14 protein-coding genes are annotated in these 15367 nt (G+C 63.4%); 9 read left to right on the top strand and 5 right to left on the bottom strand.

Annotated features, from left to right (window positions below; translation table 11 throughout):
* Positions 1-300 precede the first annotated feature (300 nt).
* From dapC to AB7E35_RS08185, 6 genes are all read left to right on the top strand, one after another.
* On the top strand, positions 301-1503 hold the full coding sequence (gene dapC, locus AB7E35_RS08160; protein ID WP_428162465.1) for a succinyldiaminopimelate transaminase: 1203 nt from the start codon (positions 301-303) through the stop codon (positions 1501-1503).
* A 14-nt stretch (positions 1504-1517) separates the two neighbouring features.
* Positions 1518-2342 (top strand): 2,3,4,5-tetrahydropyridine-2,6-dicarboxylate N-succinyltransferase, encoded by an 825-nt coding sequence (gene dapD / locus AB7E35_RS08165; protein ID WP_428162466.1) that lies wholly within the window; start codon positions 1518-1520, stop codon positions 2340-2342.
* A 56-nt stretch (positions 2343-2398) separates the two neighbouring features.
* On the top strand, positions 2399-3562 hold the full coding sequence (locus AB7E35_RS08170) for a PilT/PilU family type 4a pilus ATPase (RefSeq protein ID WP_428162467.1): 1164 nt from the start codon (positions 2399-2401) through the stop codon (positions 3560-3562).
* Positions 3563-3617: 55 nt separating this feature from the next.
* The gene (gene dapE / locus AB7E35_RS08175; RefSeq protein ID WP_428167385.1) at positions 3618-4793 is read left to right on the top strand and encodes a succinyl-diaminopimelate desuccinylase; all 1176 of its coding nucleotides are present in this window, start codon (positions 3618-3620) and stop codon (positions 4791-4793) included.
* A gap of 11 nt (positions 4794-4804) precedes the next feature.
* Complete coding sequence (gene prmB / locus AB7E35_RS08180; protein WP_428162469.1) at positions 4805-5713, top strand: 50S ribosomal protein L3 N(5)-glutamine methyltransferase; 909 nt, start codon at positions 4805-4807, stop codon at positions 5711-5713.
* A gap of 93 nt (positions 5714-5806) precedes the next feature.
* Positions 5807-7849 carry an ATP-binding cassette domain-containing protein gene (locus AB7E35_RS08185; protein WP_428162470.1) on the top strand — a complete coding sequence of 681 codons (2043 nt, stop codon included), beginning with the start codon at positions 5807-5809 and terminating at the stop codon, positions 7847-7849.
* A 479-nt stretch (positions 7850-8328) separates the two neighbouring features.
* Here AB7E35_RS08185 and phbB read toward each other — a convergent pair whose 3' ends face one another.
* From phbB to AB7E35_RS08200, 3 genes are all read right to left on the bottom strand, one after another.
* Positions 8329-9066 carry an acetoacetyl-CoA reductase gene (phbB, locus tag AB7E35_RS08190; protein ID WP_428162471.1) on the bottom strand — a complete coding sequence of 246 codons (738 nt, stop codon included), beginning with the start codon at positions 9064-9066 and terminating at the stop codon, positions 8329-8331.
* A 168-nt stretch (positions 9067-9234) separates the two neighbouring features.
* Positions 9235-10413: an acetyl-CoA C-acetyltransferase gene (locus AB7E35_RS08195; protein ID WP_428162472.1), complete on the bottom strand. Its 1179-nt coding sequence runs from the start codon at positions 10411-10413 to the stop codon at positions 9235-9237.
* A gap of 41 nt (positions 10414-10454) precedes the next feature.
* Entirely contained in the window at positions 10455-12164 is a 1710-nt protein-coding gene (locus tag AB7E35_RS08200) for a PHA/PHB synthase family protein (RefSeq protein WP_428167386.1), read from the bottom strand.
* Positions 12165-12338: 174 nt separating this feature from the next.
* On the opposite strand from AB7E35_RS08200, the gene AB7E35_RS08205 reads away from it, so the two are divergent.
* The gene (locus tag AB7E35_RS08205) at positions 12339-12671 is read left to right on the top strand and encodes a hypothetical protein (RefSeq protein ID WP_428167387.1); all 333 of its coding nucleotides are present in this window, start codon (positions 12339-12341) and stop codon (positions 12669-12671) included.
* Here AB7E35_RS08205 and AB7E35_RS08210 read toward each other — a convergent pair.
* Positions 12588-13487 carry a polyphenol oxidase family protein gene (locus AB7E35_RS08210; RefSeq protein WP_428167388.1) on the bottom strand — a complete coding sequence of 300 codons (900 nt, stop codon included), beginning with the start codon at positions 13485-13487 and terminating at the stop codon, positions 12588-12590. The two genes, AB7E35_RS08205 and AB7E35_RS08210, sit on opposite strands and share 84 nt — an antisense overlap.
* Positions 13488-13493: 6 nt before the next feature.
* Entirely contained in the window at positions 13494-14162 is a 669-nt protein-coding gene (maiA, locus tag AB7E35_RS08215; RefSeq protein WP_428162476.1) for a maleylacetoacetate isomerase, read from the bottom strand.
* 115 nt (positions 14163-14277) lie between these two features.
* Between maiA and AB7E35_RS08220 the strand changes: the two genes are divergently transcribed.
* Together AB7E35_RS08220 and AB7E35_RS08225 are read left to right on the top strand one after the other, a co-directional pair.
* The gene (locus tag AB7E35_RS08220; RefSeq protein ID WP_428167389.1) at positions 14278-14973 is read left to right on the top strand and encodes a fumarylacetoacetate hydrolase family protein; all 696 of its coding nucleotides are present in this window, start codon (positions 14278-14280) and stop codon (positions 14971-14973) included.
* 81 nt (positions 14974-15054) lie between these two features.
* Positions 15055-15367 (top strand): NUDIX hydrolase (locus tag AB7E35_RS08225; protein WP_428167390.1); only part of this gene is annotated, 313 nt, incomplete at its 3' end.

Below are 15367 nucleotides of genomic sequence, written 5' to 3' on the forward strand. Positions count from 1 at the left end.
GGGTGGGCTTGCGCGACTGCTCGAATCCGTTGTTTTGATCTGCGGCCATTGCCAGGGTCTGCTGCTTCATCTGCGGATAACGTTTGAGAAGCGACAACGGTGGACCTTGATCAGCATTGCCCTAATTGCACCAAGGGCATCCCGGCGAGGCGACAGCCCTTGGTGTTGGCCCGCAGGGTGTGCGCTGTGGCATCCGGAGACTGAAGGGCATCGCAACCCAGGTACGGGTTGTCTGCGCGCTTCGCGAAGGACACTCTGCCGGCCGCCCGCATATGGCTGGCATACCTGATAATTCCCGGCATGAATCCCCTGCTCTCCTCACTGCAGCCCTACCCATTCGAGCGGCTGCGGCAGCTTTTTGCGGGCGTTACGCCTTCACCCGCTCATAGCGCCATCAGCCTGGGCATTGGCGAGCCGCGTCATGCGACGCCCCGCTTCATTCAGGACACTCTGGCATCCCACCTTCAAGGGCTGGCCAGCTACCCGTCCACCGCTGGCGAGCCCCGGCTGCGTGAAGCCTGCGCTGCCTGGATGCAGCGCCGTTACGGTATCGCGGTCAATCCGGCCACCCAGGTTCTGCCCACCAACGGCTCGCGCGAGGCTTTGTTTGCTTTTGCGCAAACGGTAATCGACCCGTCCCGCCCTGGCGCCACCGTGGTCTGCCCCAATCCGTTTTATCAAATTTACGAGGGCGCCACGCTACTGGCGGGCGCCACACCGCATTACGCGCCCAGTGACCCGGAGCGCAACTTCGCAGTGGACTGGGACAGCGTGCCCGAATCGGTCTGGCAGCGCACGCAGCTTGTATTCACCTGCTCGCCGGGCAACCCCACCGGCGCGGTGATGCCGCTGCCGGAGTGGGACAAGCTGTTCTCTCTGAGCGACCGCTACGGCTTCGTCATCGCCTCAGACGAGTGCTACAGCGAAATTTACTTTCAGGGCGATCCCCCACTGGGTGGCCTGGAAGCTGCGCAGCGCCTGGGCCGCACCGATTACCGCAACCTGATCGCCTTCACCAGCCTGTCCAAGCGCAGCAACGTGCCAGGACTGCGCAGCGGCTTTGTGGCGGGTGATGCGGCGCTCATCAAGGCTTTTTTGCTCTATCGCACTTACCACGGCAGCGCCATGGGGCCGGCTGTCCAGGCTGCCAGCATTGCTGCCTGGAACGACGAGTCGCATGTCGAGGAAAACCGCGCCCTGTACTGCCAGAAGTTTGAGCAGGTCACGCCCATGCTGGCACAAGTGATGGATGTGCGCCTGCCCGATGCAGGCTTTTACCTTTGGGCCAAGGTGCCGGACACGCTGGCGATGACCGACACCAGCTTCGCCCAGGCATTGTTGGCTCAATACAATGTCACCGTGCTGCCTGGCAGCTACCTGGCCCGCGACACCGGCGGCGTCAACCCCGGCGCCCAGCGCCTGCGCATGGCACTGGTGGCCGAAACCGCCGAATGCGTCGAGGCCGCCTCGCGCATCGTGCAATTCATTCAGTCCCGCACTTGACCCTCTTCTCTCCCATGACTTCACAACTGCAGACCCTGATCGACAACGCCTGGGACAACCGGGCCAGCCTCTCGCCCTCCAGCGCCCCCAAAGAGGTGACGGACGCCGTCGAGCAAGTGATCGCCGAACTCAACAACGGCAGCTTGCGCGTGGCCACGCGCGAAGGTGTGGGCCAGTGGACCGTGCACCAGTGGATCAAGAAGGCCGTACTGCTGTCCTTTCGCCTGAAAGACAACGCACTCATGAAGGCCGGCGACCTGGGCTTTTTTGACAAAGTGCCCACCAAGTTCGCCCATCTCAGCGCCGAAGAAATGGCCGCTACCGGCGTGCGCGTGGTGCCGCCTGCCGTGGCGCGACGCGGCAGTTTCATCGCTCGCGGCGCCATCCTGATGCCCAGCTACGTCAACATTGGCGCCTATGTCGATGAAGGCACCATGGTGGACACCTGGGCCACGGTGGGCTCTTGTGCCCAGGTCGGCAAGAACGTGCACCTGTCGGGCGGCGTGGGGCTGGGCGGCGTGCTTGAACCTCTGCAAGCCAACCCGACCATCATTGAAGACAACTGCTTCATCGGCGCGCGCTCCGAGATCGTCGAGGGCGTTATCGTCGAAGAAAACTCCGTCATCAGCATGGGTGTGTACATCGGCCAGAGCACTCCCATCTACGACCGCGCCACCGGCGAGACCACCTTCGGCCGCGTGCCCGCGGGGTCGGTGGTGGTCAGCGGCAGCCTGCCCAAGGACGGCGGGCGCTACAGCATGTATGCGGCCATCATCGTCAAGAAGGTGGATGCCAAGACCCGCTCCACCACCAGCCTCAACGATCTGCTGCGCGACTGAAAGCGCAAAGCCCTTTGACCAGCGCCACGACCACGACCAACATTGAGGGAGCGAGCATGAGCACGATGGAACGAATCCTGCGCCTCATGGCCGAGAAGAATGCCTCCGACGTTTACCTGTCGGCCCATGCCCCGGCGCTGATCAAGATCAACGGCGAGTGCGTGCCCATCAACAATCAGTTGCTGCCGCCCGACGCACCCAAAAAACTGCTGGCCGAGGTTGTCTCGCCCGACCGAATCGAAGAGCTCGAAGAAACCGGTGAGCTCAACATGGGCGTGCCGCTGTCAGGCGTGGGGCGTTTTCGCGTCAGCGCCATGCGCCAGCGCGGCACCTACGCGGTGGTGATCCGCTTCATCACACAGATCATCCCCCAGCTATCCACACTGAACCTGCCGCCGGTGCTGGGTGAACTGGTCCTGGAAAAGCGCGGCCTGATTTTGGTGGTGGGCGCCACCGGCTCGGGCAAGAGCACCACGCTGGCTGCCATGCTGGATCAGCGCAACGAAGCCATGACGGGCCACATCCTGACTGTGGAAGACCCCATTGAATATCAGTTCAAGAACAAAAAATCCATCATCAATCAGCGTGAAGTCGGCAGCGACACGCAATCGCTGCAAACAGCCCTGAAAAACGCGCTGCGTCAGGCGCCCGACGTGATCCTGATTGGCGAAATCCGCGACCGCGAAACCATGTCCGCCGCCATTGCCTACGCGCAGTCAGGTCACCTGTGCCTGGCCACGCTGCACGGCAACAACAGCTACCACGCTCTCAATCGCATTTTGTCGTTCTACCCTGTCGAAGTGCGTTCCACCATGCTGGGAGACCTGGCATCTGCACTCAAAGGCATCGTATCGCAGCGCCTGGTGCGCACCCCCGTCGGAGAACGCCTGCCCGCCGCCGAGATCATGCTCAACACCAAACTGGTGGCCGAACTGATCGAGAAAGGCGATTTTTCCGGCATCCGCGAAGCCATGGAAAAGTCGATGGCTGAGGGCTCGCAAACCTTCGAGGAATCTCTGGCGCGCCTGATCCTGGACGGGCGCATCGACCGCAAGGAGGGCCTGGCCTTTGCCGATTCGCCCACCAACCTGATGTGGCGCCTGCAAAACGACTTCGCCATTGCTGCCAAGGCAGCCCATGCGCAAAAAGAATTCAGCCAGCAGCCCGAGGACGACATCCCCTCGTTCACCGAGATCGTTCTGGACGTCAAACCCGCCTAAAACCCATACCCACCTGAGGCTGCCGCGCACGGCGCCACGCCCCACTACCCGCCCGATGTCTCCCACCCTTTTGCTGACCGAACAACTCATCGCTCGCCCATCCGTCACACCGGGCGACGCCGGCTGCCTGGAACTGCTGGCCGAGCGGCTTGCGCCCCTGGGCTTTGTCTGCGAGCGGATGGACAGCGGGCCGGACAGTTTCCGCGTCAGCAATTTATGGGCAAAACGGCCTGTAGCCCATGTGAATCAAGCGCAGACAGCTATCAAGACCATAGTATTTGCAGGCCACACGGATGTGGTGCCCACCGGCCCGCTGGAGCAGTGGAGCAGCCCGCCTTTCACCCCCACGCACCGCGAAGGCCGTTTGTACGGGCGCGGCGCGAGCGACATGAAGACCTCCATCGCAGCATTCGTGGTGGCCGTCGAAGAATTTCTGGCCGCCACGCCCGCGCCGCGCCTGAACATCGCCCTGCTGCTGACCAGCGACGAGGAAGGCCCTTCGGTGGATGGCACAAAGATCGTGATCGAGCAACTGCGCGCGCGCGGCGAGCGGCTCGACTGGTGCATCGTGGGCGAGCCCACCTCGGTCGAGCAGACCGGCGACATGATCAAGAACGGCCGCCGCGGCACGCTGTCGGGGCGGCTCACGGTGCGCGGCGTGCAGGGCCACATCGCCTACCCGCAGCTGGCGCGCAACCCCATTCACCAGGCCGTGCCGGCGCTGACCGAGCTTGCGGCCATCGTGTGGGACGAGGGCAATGCGTTCTTTCCGCCCACCAGTTGGCAGATGAGCAATATCCACGGCGGCACCGGCGCCACCAACGTCATCCCAGGCCAGGTGGTGATCGACTTCAACTTCCGCTTCAGCACCGAATCCACGGCCGAGGGCCTGCAAAGCCGCGTGCATGCCGTGCTGAACCGCCACGGCCTGGACTATGAGCTGGCGTGGACGCTGGGCGGCCAGCCTTTTTTGACCACGCCAGGCGAGCTGGTGGACGCGGTGCAGCAGGCCATTGCCGCAGAAACCGGCCTGCAAACCGCACTGTCCACCACCGGCGGCACCAGCGACGGGCGCTTCATCGCCCAGCTCTGCCCCCAGGTGATCGAGCTGGGCCCGCCCAACGCCAGCATCCACAAGATCGACGAAAACGTGCGCCTGGCCGACATCGATCCGCTCAAGAACATCTACCGCCGCACGCTCGAAAACCTCAACGCATTGGCGGGCGCATGACGGGGCCGCACATGCCGGGCGCTGTCCAGGGTGACACCATCGCCGCGCTCATCGCCAGTGGCGCCGCGCGTCTCACGCAAGCCGGCGTTGCATTTGGGCACGGCACTACCAACGCGCAGGACGAAGCCGCCTGGCTGGTGCTGTGGCGCCTGGGCCTGCCGCTTGACAGCGTGCTCGATGAAGGGGCGCCCGGTTCGGTATCAAATCAGCCCGTAGCCCCCGAAAAACAAGCGCAGATAGCTACTCTTTTTGAAGAACGCATTGCTACGCGCAAGCCCGCTGCCTACCTGACCCACGAGGCCTGGCTGCAAGGCGTGCCGTTCTACGTGGACGAGCGCGCCATCGTGCCGCGCAGCTTCATTGCCGAACTGCTGGCCGACGGCAGCATTGATGACTGGCTTAGCGACCAGACCCGCAACGTGCTCGACCTGTGCACCGGCAACGGCAGCCTGGCGGTTCTGGCTGCCATGGCCTGGCCCGAGGTGCGGGTCACTGGCGCAGACATTTCCGAAGACGCCCTGGCCGTAGCCCGCATCAACATCGACAAACACCACCTGCAAGATCGCATCACGCTGCAGCAATCCGACGGCCTGGCCGCCCTGCCCGGACCCTGGGATCTGATTTTGTGCAACCCGCCCTACGTCAACAGCCAGAGCATGGCCTGCCTGCCCGCCGAGTACCGCGCCGAACCCGCGCTGGCGCTGGCCGGCGGGGCAGACGGCATGGACTTCATCCGCCACCTGTTGCAGGACGCTGCGGCGCGCATGAGCGAACACGCCGTGCTGGTGCTTGAAATCGGCAACGAGCGCGAGTTTTTTGAAGCCGCTTTTGCGCAGTTGCCCGTGTTCTGGCTCGATACCAGCGCCGGCAGCGACCAGGTTGTGCTGGTCACGCGCAGCGCCTTGCAACGCTTTGTTTGAAGCCCACCCGTTTAGGGCGCCTTATGTACGCCTTATGTGCGCCTTGAAGCTACGCCTTGAAGAAACCGTGCGCCCCTGTGCGCACCGCACCCCATGATCACCCTGAAAAACGTCACCTTGCGCCGCGGCGCCAAGGTGCTGCTCAATGGCGTCAACGCCACCATCAACCCCGGTGAAAACGTCGGCCTGGTCGGGCGCAACGGCGCCGGCAAGTCCAGCCTGTTTGCACTGCTCAACGGCTCGCTGCACGAAGACGGCGGCGATTTCTCCATCCCGCCGCAATGGCGCATGGCGCAGGTGGCGCAGAACATGCCAGAAACCGACGAATCGGCCACCGATTTCGTCGTGGCCGGAGACACCCGCCTGGCCGAACTGCGCGCCGCGCTGGTGCGCGCCGAAGCCAGCGACGACGGCATGGCCATTGCCCACGCCTACACCGACCTGGCCGACGCTGGCGACCACGACGCCGTGCCGCGCGCGCAGGCGCTGATTCTGGGCCTGGGCTTCAAGGTTTCAGAACTGGACAAGCCGGTCAACAGCTTCTCGGGCGGCTGGCGCATGCGGCTGCAACTGGCGCGCGCGCTGATGTGCCCGTCAGATTTGCTACTGCTGGACGAGCCCACCAACCACTTGGACTTGGACGCCCTCGTCTGGCTGGAATCGTGGTTGCAGCGCTATGAAGGCACCATGATCGTCATCAGCCACGACCGCGAATTTTTGGACGCAGTCACCAACGTGACGCTGCACATCGACAGCGCCCAGCTCACGCGCTACGGCGGCAACTACAGCAAGTTTGAAGAATTGCGTGCCCAGCAGCTTGAACTGCAGCAGGCCAGCTTCGCCAAGCAGCAGGAAAAAATCGCCCACCTGAAAAAGTTCATTGACCGCTTCAAGGCCAAGGCCAGCAAGGCCAAGCAGGCGCAAAGCCGGGTCAAGGCGCTGGACCGCATGGAGAAAATCGCGCCCGTGCTGGCCGAGGCCGAATTCACCTTTGAATTCAAGGAGCCCACCAACCTGCCCAACCCCATGCTGGCCATCACCGATGCCGCATTTGGCTACCGCGCCGACGATGGCAGCGAAAAAACCATTCTTCGCCAAGTCAACCGTAGCGTGCTGGCGGGCCAGCGCATCGGCATTCTGGGCGCCAACGGCCAGGGCAAATCCACGCTGGTCAAAACCATTGCCCGCACCATGGCGCCGCTGGCGGGCACCATCACCGAAGGCAAGGGCCTGTCGATTGGCTACTTTGCCCAGCAAGAGCTGGACGTGCTGCGCCCGCACGAGAACCCGCTGGAGCACATGATCCGCCTGGCCAAAGAGCTGGGCCCGCAAAGCCGTGAACCCAGCCGCGAGCAGGATTTGCGCAGCTACCTGGGCACGTTCAACTTCACCGGCGACATGGTCAAGCAAACCGTGGGCAGCATGAGCGGCGGCGAAAAGGCCCGCCTGGTGCTGGCCATGATCGTCTGGCAGCGCCCCAACCTGCTGCTGCTGGACGAGCCCACCAACCACCTCGATCTGGCCACCCGTGAGGCGTTGTCGATGGCGCTCAACGAGTTTGAAGGCACGGTGATGCTGGTCAGCCACGACCGCGCCTTGCTGCGCGCCGTGTGCGATGAGTTCTGGATGGTGGGCCGGGGCGCCGTCGGTCCCTTCGATGGCGACCTGGACGACTACCAGCGCTACCTGCTTGACGAAGCCAAACGCCAGCGGGAGTTGGCCAAGCAGGAGGCCGCTGCCAGCAGCGCCACGCTGCAAACCACAGATGCCGCAGTGACGGCACCAGAAATTGCTCGTGATGCATTGGCTGCCAGCGCCCCCCCAACGGGGACAGGAGGGCCCATTGACCCGAAAAAACCCGTCGATGGCCGCGAACAGCGCAAGCTGGACGCACAGGCCCGTCAATTGCTTGCGCAAAAGCTGCGCCCGCTCAAACGCGAGCTGGAGCAAATCGACCAGCGCCTGGCTACGCTGGCGCAAGAAAAGGCGCAGCTCGAAGAGGGCCTGCTGCAGCCGCTGCCACCGGCAGAAATCGCCGACTTCGGGCGGCGCCTGAAAGCCTGCGCCGAGGAGATCGAACAGCTGGAAGAAAAGTGGCTGGATGTTTCCACCGCGCTGCAAGAACTGGGAGGATGAGTGTTTTGCAGGCGGGCTGGTATCAAACTTTAAGTGGCTCCAGCCATTATCTATCAATAGTTCATTGCTATCTTTAACAGAGCGTTTTCAGAGCAGATTCGAGCGTTGCATTTTTTTGCGAGGACTTGTCAACGACTCTCGGTCGGGCCGCGTTGTGGCTACATCTAAGGAGTTCTTCGTATGACAACCGCTGCAATCCTCTCTGCCTGGCCTGAAGACGAACGCGACCGCAAGCGCGCCCCGGCCCGCATGTAAAAGCACGCCCGGCCGGTCAACCGGGCGTCCTTCACCAAATTTTCACCTGACATGGTGCTGCGGCGCTGCATGTACAGGCCAACAAAGCCGTTGGCCATTCACCCAGACCCCGACTGCTCATTGAGATTCAGGGGATAAAAAAAGGAAGGTGTGCTCATGAGCACACCTTCCTTTTTTCTCCTTCATGCCCGCCGCACCCAAAGGTGCTTTGGGCATGTCGTGCATCAATGCATGTGCAGACCGCCGTTGACAGAGAAGTCTGCGCCAGTGGCGTAACCGCCTTCATCGGAGGCCAGCCAGGCGACGATGGATGCGATCTCGCTGGGCTCGCCCAGACGCTTGACGGGCACCGTGGCCACGATCTTTTCGAGAACGTCGGCGCGAATGGCCTTGACCATGTCGGTGCCGATGTAGCCGGGGCTCACAGTGTTCACCGTCACGCCCTTGGTGGCCAGCTCTTGCGCCAGCGCCATGGAAAAGCCGTGCATACCAGCCTTGGCAGCCGAGTAGTTGGTCTGGCCAGCCTGACCCTTGGCACCGTTCACGCTGCTGATGTTGATGATGCGGCCCCAGCCCTTTTCCACCATGTCGGCCACCACCTGCTTGGTGACGTTGAACATGCTGTTGAGGTTGGTTTCGATGACAGCGTCCCAGTCCTCCCGCGTCATCTTCAAGAACATGCGGTCACGCGTGATACCTGCGTTGTTGACCAGCACGTCGATGCTGCCGTGTTCATTTTTGGCCTTGGTGAAGGCCTCTACGGTGGAAGTCCATTCGCTCACGTTGCCGACCGACGCATAAAACGTAAAGCCCAGCGCCTTTTGCTCGGCCAGCCACTTGTCAAAGTCGCGCGTGGGGCCACAGCCCGCGATGACCTTGAAACCTTCCTTATGTAGCCGTTGGCAGATGGCGGTACCGATTCCACCCATGCCCCCTGTGACGTACGCGACTTTTTGGTTCATTGTGTGCTCCTGCTTCTTGGATAAACCGGTGTCCACTCTACCCAAAAAAAAAGACAGTTCCGAGGTAGGAAACCCGAGTAGTGCAGCACCGCCACGCTGACTAAGAGTGCACCATTTGAGGCTGCGCATGGGCGACACAGCGCCCATGCTGCCCCGTTCAGCGCAGAATCAGCGCTCCACTGCCAGGGCCACGCCCATTCCGCCGCCGATGCACAACGCAGCCAGACCCTTCCTGGCGCCGCTGCGCTTCATTTCGTGCAGCAGCGTCACCAGCACACGGTTGCCCGACGCGCCGATGGGGTGGCCCAGCGCAATGGCACCGCCGTTGACGTTGACCTTGGCCGGATCAACGCCCAACTCTTTGTTGACGGCGCAGGCTTGGGCGGCAAAGGCTTCGTTCAGCTCGAACAAATCGACATCGGCGGCATTCCAGCCCGCGCGCAGCAAAACCTTGCGCGTCGCCGAAACCGGGCCCATGCCCATGATGGCGGGATCCAGACCGCTGGTAGCATAAGCGGCAATGCGGGCCAGCGGCGTCAGACCCAGTGCGGCAGCCTTCTTGGCGCTCATCACCACCACAGCCGAGGCGCCGTCATTGATGCCAGAAGCGTTGCCCGCCGTCACGGTGCCAGCCTTGTCAAACGCGGGACGCAGGCCAGTCAACACTTCGGCGGTGGTCTTGCGGTTGAGGTACTCGTCAGTGTTGAAGACGATGGGGTCGCCCTTGCGCTGCGGAATGCTCACGCCAACGATTTCATCGACAAACTTGCCCGCGTCTTGCGCGGCCGCGGCCTTTTGCTGGCTGGCCAGGGCCAGGGCGTCTTGCATATCGCGGGTGATGCCGTATTGCTTGGCCACATTTTCCGCCGTGATGCCCATGTGGTACTGGTTGTACACATCCCACAGGCCATCGACGATCATGGTGTCCTGCATTTTCCAGTCGCCCATGCGCTGGCCATCGCGCGAGCCGTTCAGTACGTGCGGGCTGGCGCTCATGTTTTCCTGACCACCGGCGACGACGATTTCGCTATCGCCAGTAGCCACGGCCTGTGCAGCCAGCATGACCGACTTCAGCCCTGAGCCGCACACGGCGTTGATGGTCATGGCCGGAGTTTCTTTGGCCACGCCAGCCTTCATCATGGCCTGGCGCGCAGCGTTCTGGCCCACGCCAGCCGTCAGGACCTGGCCCATGACGACTTCACCGACCTGATCCAGTCCCACATTGGCACGTGCCAGCGCTTCTTTGATGACCACGCTGCCCAACTCGACAGCAGATACTTTGGCCAGTGCGCCACCGAACTTGCCGATGGCGGTGCGGGCTGCGGAAACGATAACGATATCTTCCATGGGAAATCCTTTTTTCGAGGGTTGGGGAAACAGTTGCGCGATCAGGCTTTTTGCTTCACGTAGCGCCCGGGGGCTGGCTCGATGACCTTGAACTTCGGTGACTTGCCGTAGGACTTGGGCGCTACGACCTGCGCGCCTGCGTGGCCCTTGAGCCAGTCGCTCCAGTCGTCCCACCAGCTGCCAGGCAGCTCAGTGGCACCGTCCAGCCAGTCTTGCAAGTCGGCAGGAAACTCGCCGTCCTCACGCAACCAGTGGCTGCGCTTTTTCTTGACCGGCGGGTTGATCACGCCCGCGATATGCCCCGATGCGCCCATGACGAAGCGCTTGTCGCCGTTCAGCACCTGCGTGGATGCGTAGGCGGCCTCAATGGGTACGATGTGGTCTTCGCGCGAACCGTAGATGTACGCGGGTACGGCCACCTGCCCCATGTCCAGCGACTCGCCGCAGACGGTCAGCTGGCCTGGCTTGACGAGGTTGTTTTCCAGGTAGAAATTGCGCAGATACCAGGCGTAGTAAGGCCCGGGAAGGTTGGTGCTGTCACTGTTCCAGTAAAGCAGGTCGAACGGCGGTGGCGTTTCGCCCTTCAGGTAATTGCCCACGACGTAGTTCCAGACCAGATCGTTGGGTCGCAAGAAGCTGAAGGTGGATGCCAGGTCTTGCCCCTTCATCAGCCCGCCCTGGCCCATTTGCAGTTCGCGCATGCGCACGAAGGGCTCGTCGATGAACACATCCAGAATGCCGGTATTGGCGAAGTCGATCAACGTGGTGAGGAAAGTAGCGCTGGCTACGGGCTCCTTGCCACGCGCCGCCAACACGGCCAGCGCGTTGGCCAGCATGGTGCCGCCCACGCAAAAGCCCAGGGCGTTGATCTGGTCGGCGCCCGATATTTTTTGCACCGTGTCGATGGCCGTAAGCACGGCGTCTTCGATGTAGTCGTCCCAGGTCTTTTGCGACAGCGAGACATCGGGGTTGACCCAGCTCACCACGAAGGTGCGATGCCCTTGGGCCACCGCGTAGCGGATCAGGGAGTTGTCGGGCTGCAGATCAAGGATGTAGTACTTGTTGATGCAAGGCGGCACCATCAGCAGAGGACGCTCATAGACCTTGGCCGTCAGTGGCTTGTATTCGAGGAGCTGAAACAGCTCGTTCTCGAACACCACGGCGCCTTCGGTCGTGGCCACGTTGTGGCCCACCTCGAAGCGGCTTTCATCGGTCATGGAAATGTGGCCTTGCTGCATGTCGCGTAGCAAGTTGGCGATGCCCTTGGCAATGCTCTCGCCTTTGGTTTCGATGGCCGCTTTCTGGGCATCGGCATTGAAAGCCAGAAAGTTGCTGGGCGCCGTGGCCGCCAGCCATTGTTCCAGACCAAAGCGAATGCGGGCGCGGGTTTTTTCGTCGCCTTCCACCGCATCGGCCAGGCCCATGAGAGTGCGCGCCTGCAACTGGTACACCGCAGCCGAGAACGCAGACAAGGGGTTTTGCGCCCAGCCCTCGCCAGCAAAACGCTTGTCCGATGCGATGCCTGCGCCGGGCTGCAGACCCTGCGACCAGAGGGTCTGGGCATCCTTCAGGTATTGCTGCTGCAGCGTCGCCAGCTTGTCGGGCGCCAGACGCACGGGCGCCGGTGTGGGCAGCGCACCCGCCGCCTGTACCTGGGACGGCTGCATGGTTTGCAGCATCTTGGTCCAGCCTTCGCCGATCATCTGCTGGAATTGCCGAGCGCTCTCGGCCCAATCTGCTTGATTAGTCATCCTGCCTCCTTGGTGGTCGGCCCGCGTGCGGGCCCTGGGTCGTGATGGTGGTGGGCGTGATTGTTGCCCAGTCGATGGCCGCTCTCCAACCGCAAGCCGCTTATTGGCGCATTTTGTGCATGCCGTGGCGCCGGTGCAGACACAATCGTCCATTTTCTTGCCCTGAACTCGATCATGTACCTGGTTGTCATCGCGTGGCTGTATGTGACCGTGCTGATGGCGGTGGCCGAGGCCACCGCCGTCAACGGCACGGTGCTGGGCGCCATCGTCACTTTTGTGCTGTACGGGCTGCTGCCCATGTCGATCGTGATCTACATCCTGGGCACACCCGGGCGCAAACGTGCGCTTCGGGCCCGGGAGCAGGCAGCCGCCGCACAGGCTGATCAGGCCATGCACGCGGCGCAGGCGGCAGACGCCCCTGCATCAGCCCGCCAGCCAGATGCAGGCGGCCATGCGCCCGCTACCGCCGAGGACGGCGTTGTCGCGCCGGTACGAAAAGAACCTTGATGCGTTGGCTACGGTGCACCAGCCGGGCGAGCTGTCGTTACCGTACAGCGCCGTCACGCCCTGTGCGCGCAGCCGCTGGCGGGCCAGTGCCGCCAGGTCTGCCATGAACTTGCCTGCGCTGCCATGCGGCCGGAAGTGCGCCGCGGCCAACGGGTCGGCCGCGCAAAATGCCTCACGCACTTCAGGGCCCACCTCGAAAGCCGCCGGGCCTATGCATGGCCCCAGCCAGGCCATTACATCACCGGGGGACACTTTTTCGTCGATCCGGTTTGATTCACTGGTGTGTGATTCGCTGCGAATGGCCTCAAGCGCTTTGTCTGCCTGTACCGGAGCCCGGAATGACCGCAAGGTCGCCTCCAGCACGCCGCCGGACAATCCGCGCCAGCCCGCATGTGCCGCAGCCACCTGCGTGCCGGCGCGGTTGGTGAACAGCACCGGCAGGCAGTCCGCCACCATCACGATGCAGGCCACGCCCGCCGCCTGGGTGGTGCAGGCATCAGCGTCCAGCCCGTTGGGCGTGCGGGCATCCAGCGGCTGCACCGCCGTGCCGTGCACCTGGCGCAGATACACCGCACGCACCGGTGCGCCGCCATGATCCAGCGCGCGCTGCAACACGGCCCAGTTGGTTTGAACGGCGGCTGGATCGTCACCCACGTGGTGGCCCAGGTTGAGAAGGTCATAAGGCGGGGCGCTCACACCGCCGCTGCGTGTGGTGCACAGCGCGCGCACCGGGGCAGGCACGGGCCAGTCGGGCACCAGCCAGTCGTGCGTTGCAGCGTGGGATACCAAAGGGACAGGCGGCACAGGGGGCGTCATGGCTTCTCAGGACTCGGCGTCCGGACAGGACGACGGCTGGGCGCGCTGGAATGCCGGCAGCTGCATGCATGCATCAAACGCGGCCATGGTGCGCGGCAGGCCGTCCATGTCCACGTTGAAGCGCCTGCCATTGAAGATTTGCGGCACCAGACAGCAGTCAGCCAGCGTGGGCGTGTCGCCCCAGCACAGGCGCGATGGCGCCAGCCCGGCGGCGACGCGCTCGCCTTCCAGCAGCGCCAGCTGGCGCTCAAAGGCCTCCAGCCCGTTGCGCACCCAGTGGGCGTACCAGGCGTCCTTGGCGGCGTCGGTCACCTGCAGCTGGTGCTTGAGGTACTTGAGCACCCGCAAATTGTTGAGGGGGTGGATCTCGCAGGCGACCATCTGCGCCAGCGCCCGCACCCGCGCGCGCGCCAGTGCATCGGCGGGCAGCAAGGGCGGCTGCGGGTGGGTCTCGTCCAGGTACTCGATGATTGCCATGGACTGCGTGAGCAGGTGGCCCTCGTCGGTCTGCAACGCTGGCACCAGGGCATCGCCCATGCGGCTGGCGTAACCGGGCGCCAGGTGCTCCGTCTTGGCCAATTGCACCGACTGATAGTCATAGGGCAGGCCCTTGACCTCCAGCGCAATGCGCACGCGAAACGATGCAGAGGATCGAAAAAAGTTGTAGAGCTTCATGCGACCGCAGCATAAGCCAAGCAGCCCCGCAGGAATGGCAACGACTGCCCGCAGCCAGCCCTGCTGCCGTGGCACACTGCCTGCTTCTTCACACCGCTGCACGACTGCCACCACCATGAGCCATGTGATCCCCCCCGTCCCCCAGGCCAGCGTACCCGTCGCGGGCTCCGGACAGCGCTTCCCGGTGCACCGCATCTATTGCGTGGGCCGCAACTATGCCGAGCACGCCAAGGAAATGGGCTTCACCGGACGCGAGCCGCCGTTTTTCTTCATGAAGCCGGCCGATGCCGTGCTGCCCGTGGGCGCGGGAGAAACAGGCCAGATGCCCTACCCCTCCCTCACCCAGGACTTGCACCACGAGATCGAGCTGGTGGTGGCCATCGGCAAGGGCGGCAAGAACATTGCTGCGGCCGACGTGCTAGACCACATCTGGGGTTACGCCGTGGGCCTGGACATGACGCGCCGCGACCTGCAGGGCGAGATGAAAAAGCAGGGCCGCCCCTGGTGCATCGGCAAGGGCTTTGACGCCAGCGCGCCCATCGGCCCCATCACGCCCGCGGCGCAGGCGGGCAACGTGGCCAACGCAGGCATCTGGCTGCAGGTCAATGGCGCGGACCGCCAGCGCAGCAACGTCAACCAGCTGATCTGGAACATTGCGGAGACCATCGAGCATCTGTCGGCTGCCTGGCAGCTGCAACCCGGCGACCTGATCTTCACCGGCACGCCCGAAGGCGTGGGCGCAGTCGTGCGCGGCGACGTACTGGAGGGCGGCATCGACGGCCTGGGCACGCTGCGCGTGGCTATCACCTGAAGCCTCATTTACTATCATAAAGATAGCTGATAGCGCTTTGTTTGCAAAGGCTGCCGGCTTTTTCACTAAAAAACCATCCCAATGACCTTCCGCCGCCCCACCAAGCACTGCCGCGAATGCGGCACGGCCGTGGCCTACCGTCTGCCCGACGACGGCGACACCCGCGAGCGCGCCGTGTGCCCCGCCTGCGGCACCATCCATTACGAGAACCCGCTGGTCGTCGTGGGCACCGTGCCGGTGCTGGACGACCGCGTGCTGCTGTGCAAACGCAACATCGAGCCGCGCCGGGGCAAGTGGACGCTGCCCGCGGGCTTCATGGAGCTGAACGAGACCACCAGCGAGGGCGCGGCGCGCGAGACTGACGAGGAAGCCGGTGCCCAGATCCAGATGGGCC

Source organism: Diaphorobacter sp. (genome assembly GCF_050251835.1).
Classification (GTDB): domain Bacteria; phylum Pseudomonadota; class Gammaproteobacteria; order Burkholderiales; family Burkholderiaceae_C; genus JBFXIE01.